At 63.9% G+C, this 15,349-nt stretch carries 14 protein-coding genes and 2 pseudogenes; 9 read left to right on the forward strand and 7 right to left on the reverse strand.

All coding sequences use genetic code 11. From position 1 onward, the window contains the following. The first annotated feature begins 263 nt into the window (after window positions 1-263). From BMW76_RS39010 to BMW76_RS39040, 7 genes and pseudogenes are all read left to right on the forward strand, one after another. Complete coding sequence (locus BMW76_RS39010; RefSeq protein ID WP_090874048.1) at window positions 264-1,103, forward strand: universal stress protein; 840 nt, start codon at window positions 264-266, stop codon at window positions 1,101-1,103. 22 nt (window positions 1,104-1,125) lie between these two features. Then, complete coding sequence (locus BMW76_RS39015; protein WP_090874035.1) at window positions 1,126-1,656, forward strand: universal stress protein; 531 nt, start codon at window positions 1,126-1,128, stop codon at window positions 1,654-1,656. Next, a complete protein-coding gene (locus BMW76_RS39020; RefSeq protein WP_090874036.1) occupies window positions 1,653-2,483 on the forward strand; it encodes a universal stress protein in 831 nt (276 codons plus the stop codon). The genes BMW76_RS39015 and BMW76_RS39020 overlap by 4 nt, the downstream gene beginning before the upstream one ends. A gap of 483 nt (window positions 2,484-2,966) precedes the next feature. Then, a pseudogene (locus BMW76_RS39025) lies at window positions 2,967-4,187 on the forward strand (PAS domain-containing sensor histidine kinase); the annotation flags it as partial. Continuing rightward, window positions 4,184-4,831: a response regulator gene (locus BMW76_RS39030; RefSeq protein ID WP_090874038.1), complete on the forward strand. Its 648-nt coding sequence runs from the start codon at window positions 4,184-4,186 to the stop codon at window positions 4,829-4,831. The pseudogene BMW76_RS39025 and the gene BMW76_RS39030, both read left to right, overlap by 4 nt. A 191-nt stretch (window positions 4,832-5,022) precedes the next feature. After that, complete coding sequence (locus BMW76_RS39035; RefSeq protein ID WP_090874039.1) at window positions 5,023-5,367, forward strand: c-type cytochrome; 345 nt, start codon at window positions 5,023-5,025, stop codon at window positions 5,365-5,367. A gap of 47 nt (window positions 5,368-5,414) precedes the next feature. Further along, window positions 5,415-5,786, forward strand: a complete 372-nt coding sequence (locus BMW76_RS39040) for a DUF3564 domain-containing protein (RefSeq protein ID WP_090874040.1) — start codon at window positions 5,415-5,417, stop codon at window positions 5,784-5,786. Between the two features lie 129 nt (window positions 5,787-5,915). Here BMW76_RS39040 and BMW76_RS39045 read toward each other — a convergent pair whose 3' ends face one another. After that, window positions 5,916-6,197, reverse strand: coding sequence for a hypothetical protein (locus BMW76_RS39045; protein WP_090874041.1), 282 nt, complete (start codon window positions 6,195-6,197; stop codon window positions 5,916-5,918). A 93-nt stretch (window positions 6,198-6,290) separates the two neighbouring features. Continuing rightward, the gene (locus tag BMW76_RS39050) at window positions 6,291-6,722 is read right to left on the reverse strand and encodes an Hsp20/alpha crystallin family protein (RefSeq protein WP_090874042.1); all 432 of its coding nucleotides are present in this window, start codon (window positions 6,720-6,722) and stop codon (window positions 6,291-6,293) included. Window positions 6,723-6,922: 200 nt separating this feature from the next. Between BMW76_RS39050 and BMW76_RS41575 the strand changes: the two genes are divergently transcribed. Continuing rightward, window positions 6,923-7,072, forward strand: a complete 150-nt coding sequence (locus BMW76_RS41575) for a hypothetical protein (RefSeq protein WP_177200632.1) — start codon at window positions 6,923-6,925, stop codon at window positions 7,070-7,072. Between the two features lie 35 nt (window positions 7,073-7,107). On the opposite strand, the gene BMW76_RS39055 is transcribed toward BMW76_RS41575, so the two are convergent. The 4 genes from BMW76_RS39055 to BMW76_RS39070 all read right to left on the reverse strand — a co-directional run bounded on the left by BMW76_RS39055 (window position 7,108) and on the right by BMW76_RS39070 (window position 11,865). Further along, a complete protein-coding gene (locus BMW76_RS39055; RefSeq protein WP_090874043.1) occupies window positions 7,108-8,640 on the reverse strand; it encodes an ATP-binding cassette domain-containing protein in 1,533 nt (510 codons plus the stop codon). Continuing rightward, window positions 8,637-9,560 carry a branched-chain amino acid ABC transporter permease gene (locus BMW76_RS39060; protein ID WP_090874049.1) on the reverse strand — a complete coding sequence of 308 codons (924 nt, stop codon included), beginning with the start codon at window positions 9,558-9,560 and terminating at the stop codon, window positions 8,637-8,639. Before BMW76_RS39060 ends, BMW76_RS39055 begins: the two co-directional genes overlap by 4 nt. Before the next feature lie 20 nt (window positions 9,561-9,580). Beyond that, window positions 9,581-10,456, reverse strand: coding sequence for a branched-chain amino acid ABC transporter permease (locus tag BMW76_RS39065; RefSeq protein ID WP_090874044.1), 876 nt, complete (start codon window positions 10,454-10,456; stop codon window positions 9,581-9,583). A 143-nt stretch (window positions 10,457-10,599) separates the two neighbouring features. Next, entirely contained in the window at window positions 10,600-11,865 is a 1,266-nt protein-coding gene (locus BMW76_RS39070; protein WP_090874045.1) for an ABC transporter substrate-binding protein, read from the reverse strand. Window positions 11,866-12,274: 409 nt separating this feature from the next. On the opposite strand from BMW76_RS39070, the gene BMW76_RS39080 reads away from it, so the two are divergent. Further along, the gene (locus tag BMW76_RS39080; protein ID WP_090874047.1) at window positions 12,275-15,007 is read left to right on the forward strand and encodes a UPF0182 family membrane protein; all 2,733 of its coding nucleotides are present in this window, start codon (window positions 12,275-12,277) and stop codon (window positions 15,005-15,007) included. Between the two features lie 126 nt (window positions 15,008-15,133). Here BMW76_RS39080 and BMW76_RS39085 read toward each other — a convergent pair. Next, a pseudogene (locus tag BMW76_RS39085) lies at window positions 15,134-15,349 on the reverse strand (porin); the annotation flags it as partial.

Below are 15,349 nucleotides of genomic sequence, written 5' to 3' on the forward strand. Positions count from 1 at the left end.
AGCTCGAATGGAGCATTGGGTTCACGATTCATGATGGGTGCCCTCCGGAGCACGAGACGATCGACTGTCGAAACAGGCTGCATGGCGTCCTTCGCTGGCCCCACCGTATTGGCGCGCAGCGGCTGCCCGTTGACCTGCATCAATCGGCCCCGCAACGCGGGCACGGTTGATCTGCGTCAACGGCGGCGCGTGTCCGGCTCATAGACTCGATTTCAGAATCGGGCGCTCGCCCGTACATCTCGTTCTGTCACGGAGCTATGGCGATGAGCTACAAAAGCATCCTCGTTCACCTCGATACGAGCGCTCGCGCGCATCCGCGCCTCGAATTGGCGCTGCAGCTCGCGTATCAGTTTCACGCGCGGCTGATGGGCGTTTTCTCGACGTACATTCCCGCGCCACACGCGTTCTTCGTGATGGCCGGCACGGCCGGGTACTACGAGGAACATGAGCCTCAGCGTCATGAGCATTGCGCCGCGCTGGAGCGTCTGGTTCATGCGGAGCTTGCGCGCGCGAAGGTCGCGGGCCAATGGATCGCGGCGAACGGCTATGCGAACGATGTCGTGCCTCCGTATGCCCGCCTCGCCGATCTGATCGTCCTCGGGCAGACGGACCCGAAAGATCCCGAATCGTTTGTCTCCGAGCAGTTCGTCGAACACATCGTGCTGTCGGCGGGACGGCCTGCTCTGATCCTGCCGGCTGCGGGCTCGTTCGCGAAGCCCGGCAAGCACGTGCTGATCGCGTGGGACGGCAGCCGCGAAGCCACGCGCGCGATACACGACGCGATGCCGTTCCTGTCGCTGGCGTCGAACGTGACGCTGCTGACGGTCAACGCGACGCGCGCCGAACCTCCGCGCTATCGGATTCCCGGCGCCGACATCGCGCTGACGGTCGCGCGTCACGGCGTGAAGGTCGATGTGCGCGAGATGACCGCCGACAGCGATACGTCCATCGGCGACGTGCTGCTGTCGCAAGCAGCCGAGTCGAGCTGCGACATGATCGTGATGGGCGCATACGCGCACTCGCGCCTGCATGAAGTCGTGCTCGGCGGCGCCACGCGCACGATCCTCAAGTCGATGACCGTCCCCGTGCTGCTGTCGCATTGAACGCCCTGTCGAGAGGATCGCCATGTACCACCGCATACTCGTCGCGCTCGACGGCAGCGACACCGCCTCCGTGGCACTCGATGCCGCGCTGACGCTCGCCGCCGACTTCGGCGCGCAACTGCTGCCGCTCTATGTGATCGACGTGCCCGTCATCGCGTACGACGTGCCGGGCTTCGATCCGTCCATCGTCCGCGATGCCTTTGTCGAGGAAGGCCAGCGCATCACATCCGATGCGCAAAGCGAGATGAACGAACGCGGCGTGACGGGCACGGCGCGTACCGTCGAAGTCGTGTCGCCGGGGGAAGACGTGGCGCACCGGATCGTCGCGATTGCAACCGACTGGCATGCCGACGTGATCGTGATGGGCACGCACGGCCGCCGCGGATTCCGGCGCCTGATGCTCGGCAGCGTCGCCGAGCGCGTGCTGCGCAACGCCGCCTGCCCCGTGCTGATGATTCCCGCCCGCGTGAACGGCACGAAAGGCACGAAGTGCACGTCCGCCGATTCCGCCGATCCCGCCGTCACCGCTTCTGCCGAAAAGGAACTGTCATGAACTACAAGACCCTGCTCGTTCATATCGACGACAGCCGTCGCAGCAGCGCGCGCGTCGAAATCGCCGTGGAACTCGCGCAGCGTTGGGATGCGCATCTGATCGGACTCTATGTCGTGTGCCAGGACATGTTCCGTCCGCTCTTCAACGAAGACGAAAGCCTGCGCCTCGCGCAGGCCGAGGCGCAGGCCGTCGAACGCCAGCGAACGGCCAGGGACGCCTTTCTCGCTGCTGCGGAACGGGCGGGACGCAGCATCGAATGGCGGACGCCGTCGGGGCCGGCGCTCGACGCGGCGACGCTTCACGCGCGCCACGCCGATCTGCTGGTGCTCGGCCAGGAAGACCCGAAGGACCCCGCCGCGTATATCGAGCGGAATTTCGTCGGCAATCTCGTGCTGGGCGCTGGCCGCCCAGCGCTCGTGATTCCGTATGCGGGTGCCGTCCGCACGCTCGGCGAGAACATCCTGATCGCATGGGACGGCAGCCGCGAAGCTGCCCGCGCGATGGCCGACGCGCTGCCGCTGCTGAAACGCGCGCGCTTTGTCGGCGTCGACATCGTGCAGCCCGCCGGGCAGCACGCGTATGTGCCCGAGGGCATCGACGTCGCCGCGTGGCTCGACGCGCACGGCGTGCGCGCGTCGTTTTCGACGACGCCGAAGCACGTCAGCGTCGGCACGGGCGCGACGCTGCTCAATCGCGTATCGGACCTTCACGTCGATCTGCTCGTGATGGGCGCATACGGGCACTCGCGCACGCGTGAGCGCGTGTTCGGCGGCGTCACGCGGACGATGCTCGAATCGATGACCGTGCCCGTGCTGATGGCGCATTGACGGACATCGACGCGCATCGACAGGCGAGCGCAACGGATGAACGGCGCCGCGCAGACGGCGCCGTCCTTGCGTCGCAAGGACAAGCAGCCGGCGCGCTCCATCGGGTCGGGACAGAGACAGCGAACCGTAGAATTCACCGGCGGTTCACCAGCGGGAACCCCGGCTCCCGCGATCCAGTCGTCGCGAACATTGGCTGAGCCTGACAAATCGCGCAAAATGGCGGCACTACGATACGTGTCGGGTGTCGGCTGCATTCCGGCCGCGAAATTCGCTTTCCGCGCGAACGCCCGTTCCTGCCTGAAGGCTCACATGAAAAAAGAACCGTATGCCAACCGCGCCGCCGGATCGCGCGGGCCGTCCCGAACGCCGTGGTTCGTCGGGCCGGCCGCGCTGAGCCTCGTGACGTTCGCGGTGGCAGCCGCCATTACGCTTGCGGTATCGCATTTCGTCATGCAGCAATGGGTCGAGACGAACCCCGCCGTCGCGGCCCGCGCGGCAACCGTCGTGCTGGTCGCCGGCATGGCGGCTTCGGCGCTTTTTGCCGTCCTCGTGTGGCTGATCGCGGCCTCGCGCACCACGGCCTCGCCGCTGTCCGACGAAGCGCGCCGCAACGAAGCCAGAATGATGGGCATCATCCGCTCGTCGATGGAGGCGATCATCACGATCGACGACGCGCAGAACATCGTGATCTTCAATCCGACTGCGGAACGGGTCTTCGGCGTGACCGCGATGGATGCGATCGGCACGCCCCTCTCGCGTTTCATTCCGCAGCGCTTTCGCGGCGCGCACGCGCAGCATGTCGCGAAGTTCGGCGCAACGGGCATCTCCGAGCGCAAGATGGGCCAGCAGCGTGTGCTGTACGGCTTGCGCGCGAACGGCGAGGAATTCCCGCTCGAAGCGTCGATTTCGCAGATCGAAGAAGAGTCGGGCAAGCTCTACACAGTGATGCTGCGGGACGTCACCGAGCGGGTCAAATCGGAAAACGCGCTGAAGCAGTCAAGGGAAGAGCTGCGCCAGCTATCGGCCAATCTGCAGAACGTGCGGGAAGAGGAAAAGACGCGGATCGCGCGCGAACTGCACGACGATCTCGGACAGCAATTGACGGCGTTGAAAATGGACCTCTCGGCGCTCGAACAGGTCTTGTCCGTCGACAGCGAGACGGGCTCGCTCGACGCGAACGTATCGGACCAGTTGCGCCGCATGCGCCGGGTGATCGATTCGACGGTGGCGTCGGTGCGGCGGATCGCAGCCGATCTGCGGCCCGTCATGCTCGACGATCTGGGCCTCGTGCCCGCAATAGAGTGGCTCGCGAACGATTTCACGAACCGCTATGGCATCGACATCGCGCACAAGATCGAGCCCGGCAATGCAGCGTTTTCGAAGGACGGCGCGACGGCCCTCTTCCGTATCGTGCAGGAAGCGCTCAACAACGTCGCCCGTCATGCGGATGCAACCGCCGTCGAGATCACGCTGCATACGACGGGCTCGCACTGCATGCTGCGGATCGCGGACAACGGCCGGGGCACCGACTGGAAAGCCGCCGCCGACAACCGTCACGACCGCTCGTTTGGCCTGATCGGCGTGAGGGAACGGGCGCACATGCTGGGCGGCTCGGTGCAGATCGACACGGCACAAAACGAAGGCTTCGCCATCACCGTCACTTTTCCCTTGCAGTCCGTGCAACAGGAAGAGACCCACTCATGATCAAAGTATTGCTCGCCGATGACCACACGCTCGTACGAGACGGGCTGCGCCATATCCTCCAGCAAGCCAGCGGATTCGAAGTCGCGGGCGAAGCCTGGGACAGCGTCACGACGATCGCGCTGGTGCGCTCGACGGATGCGCAGGTGCTTGTGCTCGATCTGTCGATGCCGGGACGAAACGGCATCGAGCTCATCAAGCAGATCAAGGACGAGAAGCCCGCGCTGCGCATCCTCGTGCTGACGATGCACGCCGAGCAGCAATACGCGGTGCGCGCGTTCAAGGCGGGCGCATCCGGCTATCTGACGAAGGAAAGCGCGAGCGCGGAGCTGGTCGGCGCAGTGACGAAAGTGGCATCGGGCGGCGTCTACGTGAGCCTCGCGATGGCCGAGCGCTTCGCGCAGAATCTCAACGAACCCGCTGAAGCGCTGCCTCATCAGCGCCTGTCCGACCGCGAGTTCGACGTGTTCCGGCGCATCGTCGCGGGACAGAGTCTCACCGAAATCGCCCATGAGCTGTGCGTGAGCGTCAAGACCGTCAGCACGCACAAGACGCGCGTGCTCGAAAAGATGCAGATGCCGAACGAGAACGGACTCGTGCGCTACGCAATCCGCCACAAGCTGTTCGACGACGAAAACGACATCTAGCGTCGCGCGACAGCGCCCGTGCATCTCCGCTCGGCGAGCCCGTCTGGAACGTTGACCTGTCGACGTGATGTTTTGACACGCCCGTGATCGCCAGCGATCGCGCTGCTCTCGCGGCATCCGTTGACCTGGCTCAATGGCCCCGAAGCGTCGCGCGATAGATTGAAGCTGTCAGCCAACCAGGAGGCTTCAACGTGATCCGTGCGCGTTTATCCGTGTTGCTCGTTTGCGCGTTCAGCATGTTGCTGGCGGCATCGCAAACCGCGCTCGCGCAGCGCAACGAACCGACGGAACTGGTCGATCAGCAGCATTGCATGTTCTGCCATACGTCGGATGCGCCGTTCCTCGCGCCGTCGTTTCATCAGATCGCCGACCGCTATCGCGGCGTGCCGAACGCAACGGCCATGCTCGAACACAAGCTGCGGATGGGCGGTCGCGCGCACTGGGGCGATATGGCGATGCCGTTGCCTGCCGAGCGCGGCGGGCCGCTTTCCGCGCAAGACGCACATACGCTGATCGAATGGGTCATGTCCCAATGATGCGCGCGTTGCAAGAGTCCAGAGTCCAGCCTGTGAAGGAGCCATCGATGAGAATCACCATCCACCTCGATACGTTCGAATGCCCCGATCCCGCCGTCTATGCGATTCTCTGGCTGGACCGCGAAACGCGTAAATGGTCGCGCGAGGGACATGCTGTGATCGATGTTCCGCAATGGGGGACGCTCATCTCTTCGAAGGGCAGCACGCGGGTCTACGACGCTGCGGGCGTACATCCGTTTTGCGAGTTGTCGGGGCTCGATCTGACGTCGCCGGATGGTCCGTTCGAAGGCGAATCGGGCCACGCGCTGTGGTATCGGCATGCGCATCATGCGCCCGTCGTCGGCCAATGGCATGTGCAGTGCGTCGACGAAACCAACCCGGAACCCGAGAACAGCGTCTTCGCCAATGACGAGGTTTGAGCCAGTCGTTTCAGCATTGGCCGGATACGCATGACCGGCCGATGTGATTCGATCGCAACGCGCATTTCCGTTACAGCACGCGCCGATCGCCCGTCTCGACGCTCTACTTCGACGCTCTACTTCGACGCTCTACTCCGATGTGCGAAGGTCCGTTCCATCCGTCCCGGACGCTTCGACATGGAAAGTCCGCGAACGCTTGAGTTCGATCCAGATCATTCCCTCCCGCAGGCCCGCGAGCATCGCTTCGCGCTCGGTGGAAAACGTCTCGTGATTCGCGAAGACGTGCGCGAATCTCCCGTTGCGGGTTCGGTGGCACACGTGAATGTCGCTGCAAAATTTTCCATCGGGTGCCGGCTTTGTTTCGACCCGCACCGACCAGCCGTCTTCATCGATCTTGCCTGTCAATGACATGGCGACTCCTCACAGGGAAGTGGGCCGACCGCCGCGCTTCGTTCGCGCCAGCGTGACGGCGGCCCAGTTCTCTCAGGTTTGACCGCGCGGCCTTCAGCCGATTTCAATGCGCTTGCGATCGGGCGACGCTTTCTTCGGCAGCGTCAGCGACAACACGCCGTCCTTGTATTCCGCCGTCGCCTTGCTTTCGTCGACCGCGCTGGCCAGCGTGAACGAACGGCTGAACGCGCCCGAATAGCGCTCGCGCCGGATCACCCGTTCGCCGTCCTTCTGCTCCTTGCTGCGTTCGACTTTCGCGTTGATCGTGACAGACGGGCCGTCGATCTGCACGTCGATGTCATTCTTCTCGACGCCCGGCAGTTCCGCTTTCACGCAGTAGCCGGCCTCGGACTCGGTGACGTCGATCTTGATCGACGATAGATCGGGGCCTTCCGCGATCGACAGTCCGCGGAACGGACGAAAGAGACCATGAAACAGATCCGGGATCGGGTCGGTGAACGGATCGTAACGAGTCAGGTTACTCATGGCTTGTTCTCCAGAATGATCGATGCCGTGTGCGGCACGTGTGCAGATGTCGGCGCATCATCTCCGCGACGGGAGTGTCGCCGACGGGTCCAACGCAAAGCGCGTCACCGGACGGTAGAGACGACAGGGTGACCGTTGCGTCCGTCATCTCAGCGTAGCCGGACACGCGATCGCACGATTGATCCACGTCAACGAGGCCAATGCGCTGTTTCGAGGGGTTTCAAGGACTCAAAGACGAAGCGAGGAACCGCGAGCGCGTGCGGCAATTGCATGGCAGCGTCGCGTTCTTCAGTGCGCCGGGCAGCGGCTTCCGGATCTCGATACGAATGCCCATCGACGCGCTCGAATAGCCGAAGAACCCAAGGGCCAAATCATCCGCTGATCTTCACCCGCTGATCTTCACCCCTGCGCCGCATGCGCCCATCTGCGGAGCTTCGGCGGGAACCGCTTCGAGAAAGCCGCGCCCCATTTCGCGCTCGAAGCGCGACGGCGTGCCTTCCCAGACGATGCGCGCGTGCTCCAGCACATACACGCGGTCCGCGTGAGGCAGCGCGAACGTGACGTTCTGTTCGCCAAGCAGAACGGTGATGGGCGTCGTCTTCTGGAGCTTCTCCATCGCACGCGACAACTGCTCCAGAATCACGGGCGCGAGGCCGAGCGTCGGCTCGTCGAGGATCAGCAGCTTCGGCTGCATCATCAACGCACGCGCGATGGCGAGCATCTGCTGCTCGCCGCCCGACAGCGTGCGCGCCGTTTGTCCCTGGCGCGACCCGAGGATCGGGAACAGCTCGAAAAGCCACGCGAGCTGTTCCGCGCGTACTGCGTCGGCGAGATGGTAGCCGCCCAGATCGAGGTTCTCGCGCACCGTCATGTCGCCGAACAGCTCGCGCGTCTCCGGGCATTGCACGACGCCCGCGCGTGCGATCGCCGCGCCGCTCATCCCTTTCCGATCCTGTCCGCCGAAACGGATCGTCCCCTGATAAGGCACGAGCCCCGAGATCGCGTTAAAGAGCGTGGTCTTGCCCGCGCCATTGAGACCCACGACCGACACGAACTCACCCTCGTGCACATGAAGGCTCACGCCGTCGAGCGCGCGCGCCTTGCCGTACAGCACGCCGACGTCATCGACCTGAAGCACCCGCGGCCTCGCGCTCATGTCGCCGGGCGGCCTCTCGCGCGTCTCGATCTTGCCGCCCAGATAGACGCGGCGCACCGTTTCGTTTCGCATGACCTCGTCGGCCGTGCCCTCGGCGACGTGCTCGCCGAGATACATCGCAAGCACGCGATCGGCGAGCGCCGCAAGGCTCTTCACGTTGTGATCGACGAGCAGCACCGCGCGCCCCTCGGCGCGAAAGCCGCGAATCAGCTCGGAAAACGCCACCGATTCCGCCGCCGTCAGGCCGGCGAACGGCTCGTCGACGAGCACGACTTTCGGATCGCGCGCAATCGCCTTCGCCATCTCCATACGGCGCAGATCGGCGAAAGGCAGCGTCGCCGGATGACGCTGCATCACGGCGCCGAGGCCGACGCGCTCGGCAATCTCCCGCGCGCGCCGGTTGACGTGCGGATCGGCGGCGAGCTTCATCAGCGAATCGGGCAACAGCGCGAGCTTGATGTGCTCCAGCACCGTCTGCCGGTGCAGCGGCCGCGAGTGCTGGAACACGATGCCCACGCCCGCGCGCGCAATCCGGTGCGGCGCCCAGCCCGCCATCTCCACGCCGTCGATCTTCACCGATCCCGCGTTGGGCCGCTCGATGCCCATGATCAGTTTCATCACCGTCGACTTGCCCGAGCCGTTCGGGCCAATCAGGCCGAGAATTTCGCCGGGCCGGATGTCGAAGCCGATGTCCTTCACCGCGACGAGCCCGCCAAAGCGCTTGGTGAGCCCGCGTACAGCGAGACGGGGTGAATCGCTCATTCTCGCTCCCTCACGCGCAGCACGTTGCCGAGCAGCCCGTCCGGAAAGAACAGAATCACGGCGAGCGCGACGGCCGCGACCACGAAGGTGTTGATCTGGCCGAGCGGACGCAGGAATTCGCCCGCGACGATCAGGAAGATCGAGCCGAGCACGGCGCCGAGGATCGTGCGGCGGCCGCCGAGCACGGCTGCGATGATGATCTGCACGCCGATGCCGATATCCACCACCGTGCTGACGGACGCCGTGCCTTGATAGAACACGAGCATCGCGCCCGCGACGCCGGAGAACACCGCGCTGATGCAGAACGCCGCGAGCTTGTGCTTCGTCACGTTGAAGCCGAGCGCCTGCGCGCCGATCGTGTCCTGGCCGCTCGCCTGCAGGATCAGGCCGATCGCGGAACGCGACAGGCCGAACAGCATGATCGCGCAGACGATCAGGAAGGCGAGCGCGATCCAGTAGTTATGCGACGCGTCCACCGACATCACGTCGGGCACCATCATGCCGATCTCGCCGCCCGTCACGCCCGCGAAAATCACGATCGAGTTTTGCAGCAGGAGCACCGCGACCAAGGTGACGAGGCCGAAGTACGGTCCGCGCAATCGCAGCGCGGGCACCGCGAGCAGCAACCCGCCGATCAGCGCGACGAGCCCGCCCGCCGCGACGCAGACGGCGATGGGCGCGCCCCACTTCGCGTCGAGTATCGCGGCCGTGTAGGCGCCCAGGCCAATCAGGAACGTGGGGCCAAAGTTCACTTCGCCTGCGAATCCGAACAGCAGGTCCCACGACATCGCGAACACACCGAAGTAGAACCCGACGGTGAGCACGCCGAGTATGTAGCCCGAGAGCCACCAGGGCAGCGTCGCCGCGATGGCGACGAGCACGATGGCCCACACTGCACGCGAACGGAAAGGAGCGGTCATGATGGTCTGCATCTGTGCGGTTAGCGCCGTCCGAGAAAGCCTTGCGGTCTGACGTACACGACGAGCACCAGCAGGATCAGCGCGGGCAACGGCCGCAGCGTCGGCGCGACGAGATAGGCGGTGATCGTCTCCAGATAGCCGACGACATACGCGGCCATCAGCGAGCCCGACACGCTGCCGAGTCCGCCGAGCACGACGATCGAAAACGCGCTCGCCGTCAGTTGTCCCGTGTTGTTCGTGCTCACGCCGAGAAACGACGCGAGCAGCACGCCTGCGATGCCCGCGAGCACGCCGTAGATGGTCCACGCGAGCAGGTAGATGCGCGAAAGCTCGAAGCCGAGCAGCGTCAGGCCGCGCGGATTCATCGACGCCGCGAGCAGCGCCTTGCCCATCCGCGTGCGGTTCACGAACAGCCAGAGCAAGCCGATCACGACCCAGCACACGACGGCGATCATGATCTCGTTGAACGGCGTGCGCACGCCCGCGATGTTCGCCACGCCGCTGATGAGCGGGCGCATCGTCACGGGGTTGTCGGTGAAGAGCCACGCCATGCCCTGCTGGATCATGATGCCCCACAGCAGCGTGCCCGTCAGCACGAAAATCTCTTTCTCCTCGCGCGGAATCGCCTCCGATCGCTGGATCGGCCGCACGACCATCAGATACGTGATGTACGCAGCGACCATGCCCGACAGCACGCCGAGCAGCGTACCGAGATAGGTGCCGAGTCCCGCTTCGCCCGCGAGCACCCAACCCATCAGCGCGGCCACCAGCATCACGCCGCCATGCGCGAGATTGAGCACGCCGGACACGCCGAAGATCAGCGTAAAACCGATTGCGCCCAACGCGTAGAGCGAACTGATTGCAAAGCCGTCGATAAGAATCTGCAGTGGCAGCATGCCCGGCCTTCGATTGTCGATGACTTTGATTGTCGATAAGGTGCGGATGCACTATCTGTCGAGACGGATCACGCTTGCGTCGCCGAACGCATCAACCGTCGCTGCGGTGTGGGAGCACCGCAGCTTGCACGACCGTCGCGCGGCTAGTTGGCGGACGCCTGCTGCACCTTGACGAAGGCCGGGAATTTGACCGTGCCGTTCGCCACCGACTTCGGCCAGATCGCCACCTGCTTGCCGTCCTGCCATTGCAGGTTGATGCCCGTGATGTAGCCCGGCCCGTACTTCAGCGCGTGCGTGAACTGATCGCCCTTGCCGTAGAACTGCCAGCGGCCGATCGTGCCCACGTAGTCCGTTTTCTCGAGCGCATCGACCATCTTGTCGGGATCGGTCGAGCCCTTGTTGCGCTTGATCGCATCCGCGAGGATGTAGACGAGGTCATAACTCGTGAAGCCGCAATACGCAGGCGACACACCGAACTTCTTCTGATACGCATCGACGAACGGCACCGTTTTCGGCGTCACCGCGACGCCGGGCGCCGCCGCCGATGCCGTGATGACCCCTTCCGTCGCGCCGTTGGTGTCCTTCCAGAAACTCGTGGTCGTGGCCTGCGAGCTTTGTCCCGTCATCGGAATGGGCACCTGCTGGTCGTGCCATTGCACGGTCGGCTGCACGCCGACGTGACTGATGCCCGTCGTGATCGTGTCGGGATGCTTGCTCTCGATCTGGTTGAAGATCGGCGTGAAGTCGGACGTGTCAGGATTGAAGCGGATATGATCGAGCACCTGGAGTCCCGCCTTCGGCAGGCATTCGAGGTAGCGATCGTCGAGCGGCTTGGTCCACGCGGCGTCCTCGCTCATCACGACCGTCGTCTTCATCTTGAACTGGCCGACCAGTATGTCGTGCGAGAAATCGCAGATGGACTGCGCGATGAACGCCGACGTCATCCAGCCGTGGAACGTGTACTTGTAGTGGTCGTAGTCGTTGTGGACCTGCTTCGAGATGTCGTTGCTCGCCGCGCCCGGCGTGATGAACGGCATTTTCAGACGCGCGGACCAGGGCTCCATCGCGAGTGCCACCTCGCTGATATAGCTCCCGATCACGGCCACCACCTTGTCCTGGTTCGCGGCGCGCTGGAACGCGCGCACGCCGTCGGAAGCCGACGAATGGTCGTCGTAAGCGATGATCTGGATGGGCCTGCCGTCGACGCCGCCGTGGGCGTTGATCTCATCCGCAGCGAGTTGCGCGGACTTGCTGATCGAAGCGCCCGCGACCGCGGACTCTTCGCTGATGACCCCGATCCTGATCGGGTCTGCTGCTGCATACGCCGTGGCCGCGAGGCCAAGTCCTGCTACCACCGTACCCGTCGCGACGACGCGATACAGGTCCCGCCACATCTTGTTCTTGGACATGTTCTCTTCTCCAATTCTTTACGATCGGGGAGCGACATCTGCCAGACACGTTGCAGCTATTAAGGGTGCGCACACAACAGTACCATCGGCATTCGATGCACTACATCGGTAGTTACGATTAGGGCGGCGTTGCGGCTGCGATGGTGCAAAGCGAAAAAAGCGCGGCCCGCATTCACGTCAGCGCTGTCAAGATTGCTGCCGCAACGCAAGAACAGTTGCGCATGTCCGGAACAACGGGACAGACGCCGCCGCGCATGCTGCACTGCTCTGCAACCGGTTCGCATCGCGCGCAGCGGCTGCGTGGCGGGCGTTCTACAATCTGACCGTGCGCGACGCGCAGCCCGATCGCGCTGGGTCGTGCACTGCTCGTGCACTGGCCGCGCGCACTGCGCCCGGCAAAGGAGGGACGATGCCCTCGCAAGTGACTCCACGCGTGCGTATCCGACGCACCGCGATCACCGTTGCCGCTGTCATCGTCGGCCTGATCGTGATCGGGCGCATCACGCGTATTCTGGTCGACTGGATGTGGTTTGCTTCGATCGGCTACGCACGCGTCTTCTGGACAGTCCTCGACGCCAGAGTGCTCCTGTTCGCCGCCGTGTTCGTCGTCTCGACAGCAACGATCGCACTGTCCGGGCTGCTCGCGCATCGTCATGCAAGGCGCTTCGATCCGTCGTCGGCCACGCTCGAAATCGTCGACGAGCGCACGGGCCGCGTCATGCCGCGCATCGGCTGGCGCTGGGCCATCGCCGGCGCCGCCGCGCTGCTCGGGCTGCTGCTTGCAGCCTTCGAAGCGTCGAACTGGGACCTCGCACTTCGCTATCTTCATCAGGTGCCGTTCGGCGAACGCGATCCCATCTTTGGCTATGACATCGGCTTCTATGTGTTCTCGCTGCCAGTCTATGTGGCGTTCAAGAACTGGCTGCTGCGCGTGCTCTTTTGCAGCGCCATCGTTGCGGGCGTGATCTATGGCGTGCGCGGCGATATCGCCGTCGAACAGCCGCCGCGCGGCCTGTCGCGCGCCGCCGCGATGCATGGCTCGGCGCTGCTCGCGCTGTTCTTCGCGGTAAAGGCCGGGTCGTATTGGCTCGACCGGTTTCTGCTGCTCTATGACGATAACGGCGTCGTCGTCGGCGCGGGCTATACGGACATTCACGTCGGGTTGCCCGTGCTGTGGCTGCTGATGGGTCTTGCCGCCGCCGCATCCATCGCTTCGTGGGCCAACATGCGCCTGCGCAGCTATCGCATTGCCATTGCATCGGCGCTGCTGGTGTTCGGCGGCTCGTTCGTGTTCGCCGCGATCTATCCGGCGCTCTATCAACGGTTCTATGTGAAGCCAAGCGAACTCAGGCTGGAGACGCCCTACATCAAACATAATATCGCGCTGACCCGACAGGCCTACGCGCTCACACGCATCACGGCGAGGCCCTTTGCCGCGGAACAGGGCTTGAATCTCGCCGAACTGCAGGCGAATCGCGCAACCATCGACAACATCCGCCTGTGGGATGTGCAGCCGTTGATGGATACCTATGCGCAGTTGCAGGAGATCAGGACGTACTACCGGTTTCTCTCCGTGGACATCGACCGCTACGCGCTCGACGCCGGCTACAGACAGGTGATGCTGTCCGCGCGCGAACTCGAAACGTCGATGCTTCCCGCCAATGCGCAGACCTGGGTGAACCTGCATCTGCTGTTCACGCATGGCAATGGCGTCGTGATGTCGCCCGTCACAGAGAAATCGGCCGAAGGCTTGCCGTCGTTCTATCTGCAGGACATTCCGCCCGTTGCCAATGGCGGCCCGGCCGTTCGCGAGCCGCGCCTCTATTTCGGTCAAGGCGAGCAGGACTACGTGATCGTCCAAGGCAGCGTGCCGGAATTCGACTTCCCTCACGGGAAGGAAAACATGTACGCGGCTTATAGCGGGCGTGACGGAGTCGGTATCGGCAGCAGCGCGCGACGCTTCCTCTTTGCGTGGCAGTTCGCCGATCCCAACATTCTGCTGACCAGCTATATCACGGACAGAAGCCGGATTCTTTTCCATCGCAACATTCTGGACAGAGTGCGCACGATCGCGCCGTTCCTGAGCTTCGATCACGATCCGTATATCGTCGTGAGCGGCGGGCGGCTCTTCTGGATACTGGATGCGTACACAGTCAGCCGCTGGTATCCGTACTCGCAGCCCGCCACTGGCGACGGCACCAACTACATCCGCAATGCGGTCAAGGTGATCGTGGACGCCTATAACGGCACGGTCGATTTCTATGTCAGCGATCCCGCCGATCCCATCTTGCGGACCTGGGAGCGCATCTTTCCCGGACTCTTCAAGCCACTCGATACGATGCCGCCAGACCTGCGGCAGCACATCCGCTACCCGGAAGATCTCTTTCTGATTCAGGCGCAGCTTTATCGCACTTATCACATGGAAGCGCCGGAAGTCTTCTACAACCGCGAGGACCTGTGGCAATTCCCGCGCGAGCCGGGCGGCATCGATGCGGGCAACGCACAGGGCGCACGGATGGCGCCGTACTACATGATCATGCGGCTGCCCGGCGAGGCGCGCGCCGAGTTCGTCCTGCTGCTGCCGATGGTGCCCAGTCAGCGCGAAAACATGATTGCCTGGCTCGCGGCGCGTTGCGATCCACCCGAGTACGGCAAGCTCATCGTCTACACGTTCCCGAAAGACAAGCTGGTGTACGGGCCGTTCCAGATCGAGGCGCGCATCCAGCAGAACACCGAGATCTCGCAGCAGATCTCACTGTGGAACCAGATGGGTTCGCGCGTCATTCGCGGGCATCTCGTCGTCGTACCGATCGAGAATTCGATACTCTATGTGTCGCCGCTCTATCTGCGCGCAGCGTCGGGGCAGTTGCCGGAACTGAAGCGGGTCATCGCCGCATACGGGGACCGTGTCGTGATGCAAGAGACCCTCGCGCAAGCCCTCGCAGCGCTATTCGAACAAACCTCGCCAGCGGCAGCGCGGCCTCCGGGCACAGCGGACGAGCGCGCCCGCGAAGCGCTCGCGCACTATAACCGCGCGCTCGAACGACTTAAAGCAGGAGACTGGAGCGGCTTCGGCTCGGAGCTCGATGCGCTCAGGCCGCTTCTCGAATCGCTCGGCGCCGGGCGTCCGGAGCATCGTTGACGAGCGTGTTCAACGGCATGCGTCCTCGCTCCTCACATCGAATGATGCATGCGCGAAATGCAAAGCGCCGCATGCGCGGCGCTCTGTACTACTTTCCTTGTGCCACTTCAAATACGACGAGCGGCGTTAGAACCGATGCACCATACCCACGCCGACGCCGACCATGCTGCGCGATGACGAAGGCGTCGAGTTGAAGCCGTCGCCGAGCGTCGCCGTCGCGTTGATGATGTTGCCCGCGCCGTTGTTGCCGAGCGTCTGGCCGTTCGCGCGCTGATACGCCTGCAACGCGTACAGGCCCGTGCGCTTGGACAGCGAGTAGTACTCGGACAGGTTGAACTGCTG

This window comes from Paraburkholderia diazotrophica, from assembly GCF_900108945.1.
Classification (GTDB): Bacteria; Pseudomonadota; Gammaproteobacteria; order Burkholderiales; family Burkholderiaceae; genus Paraburkholderia; species Paraburkholderia diazotrophica.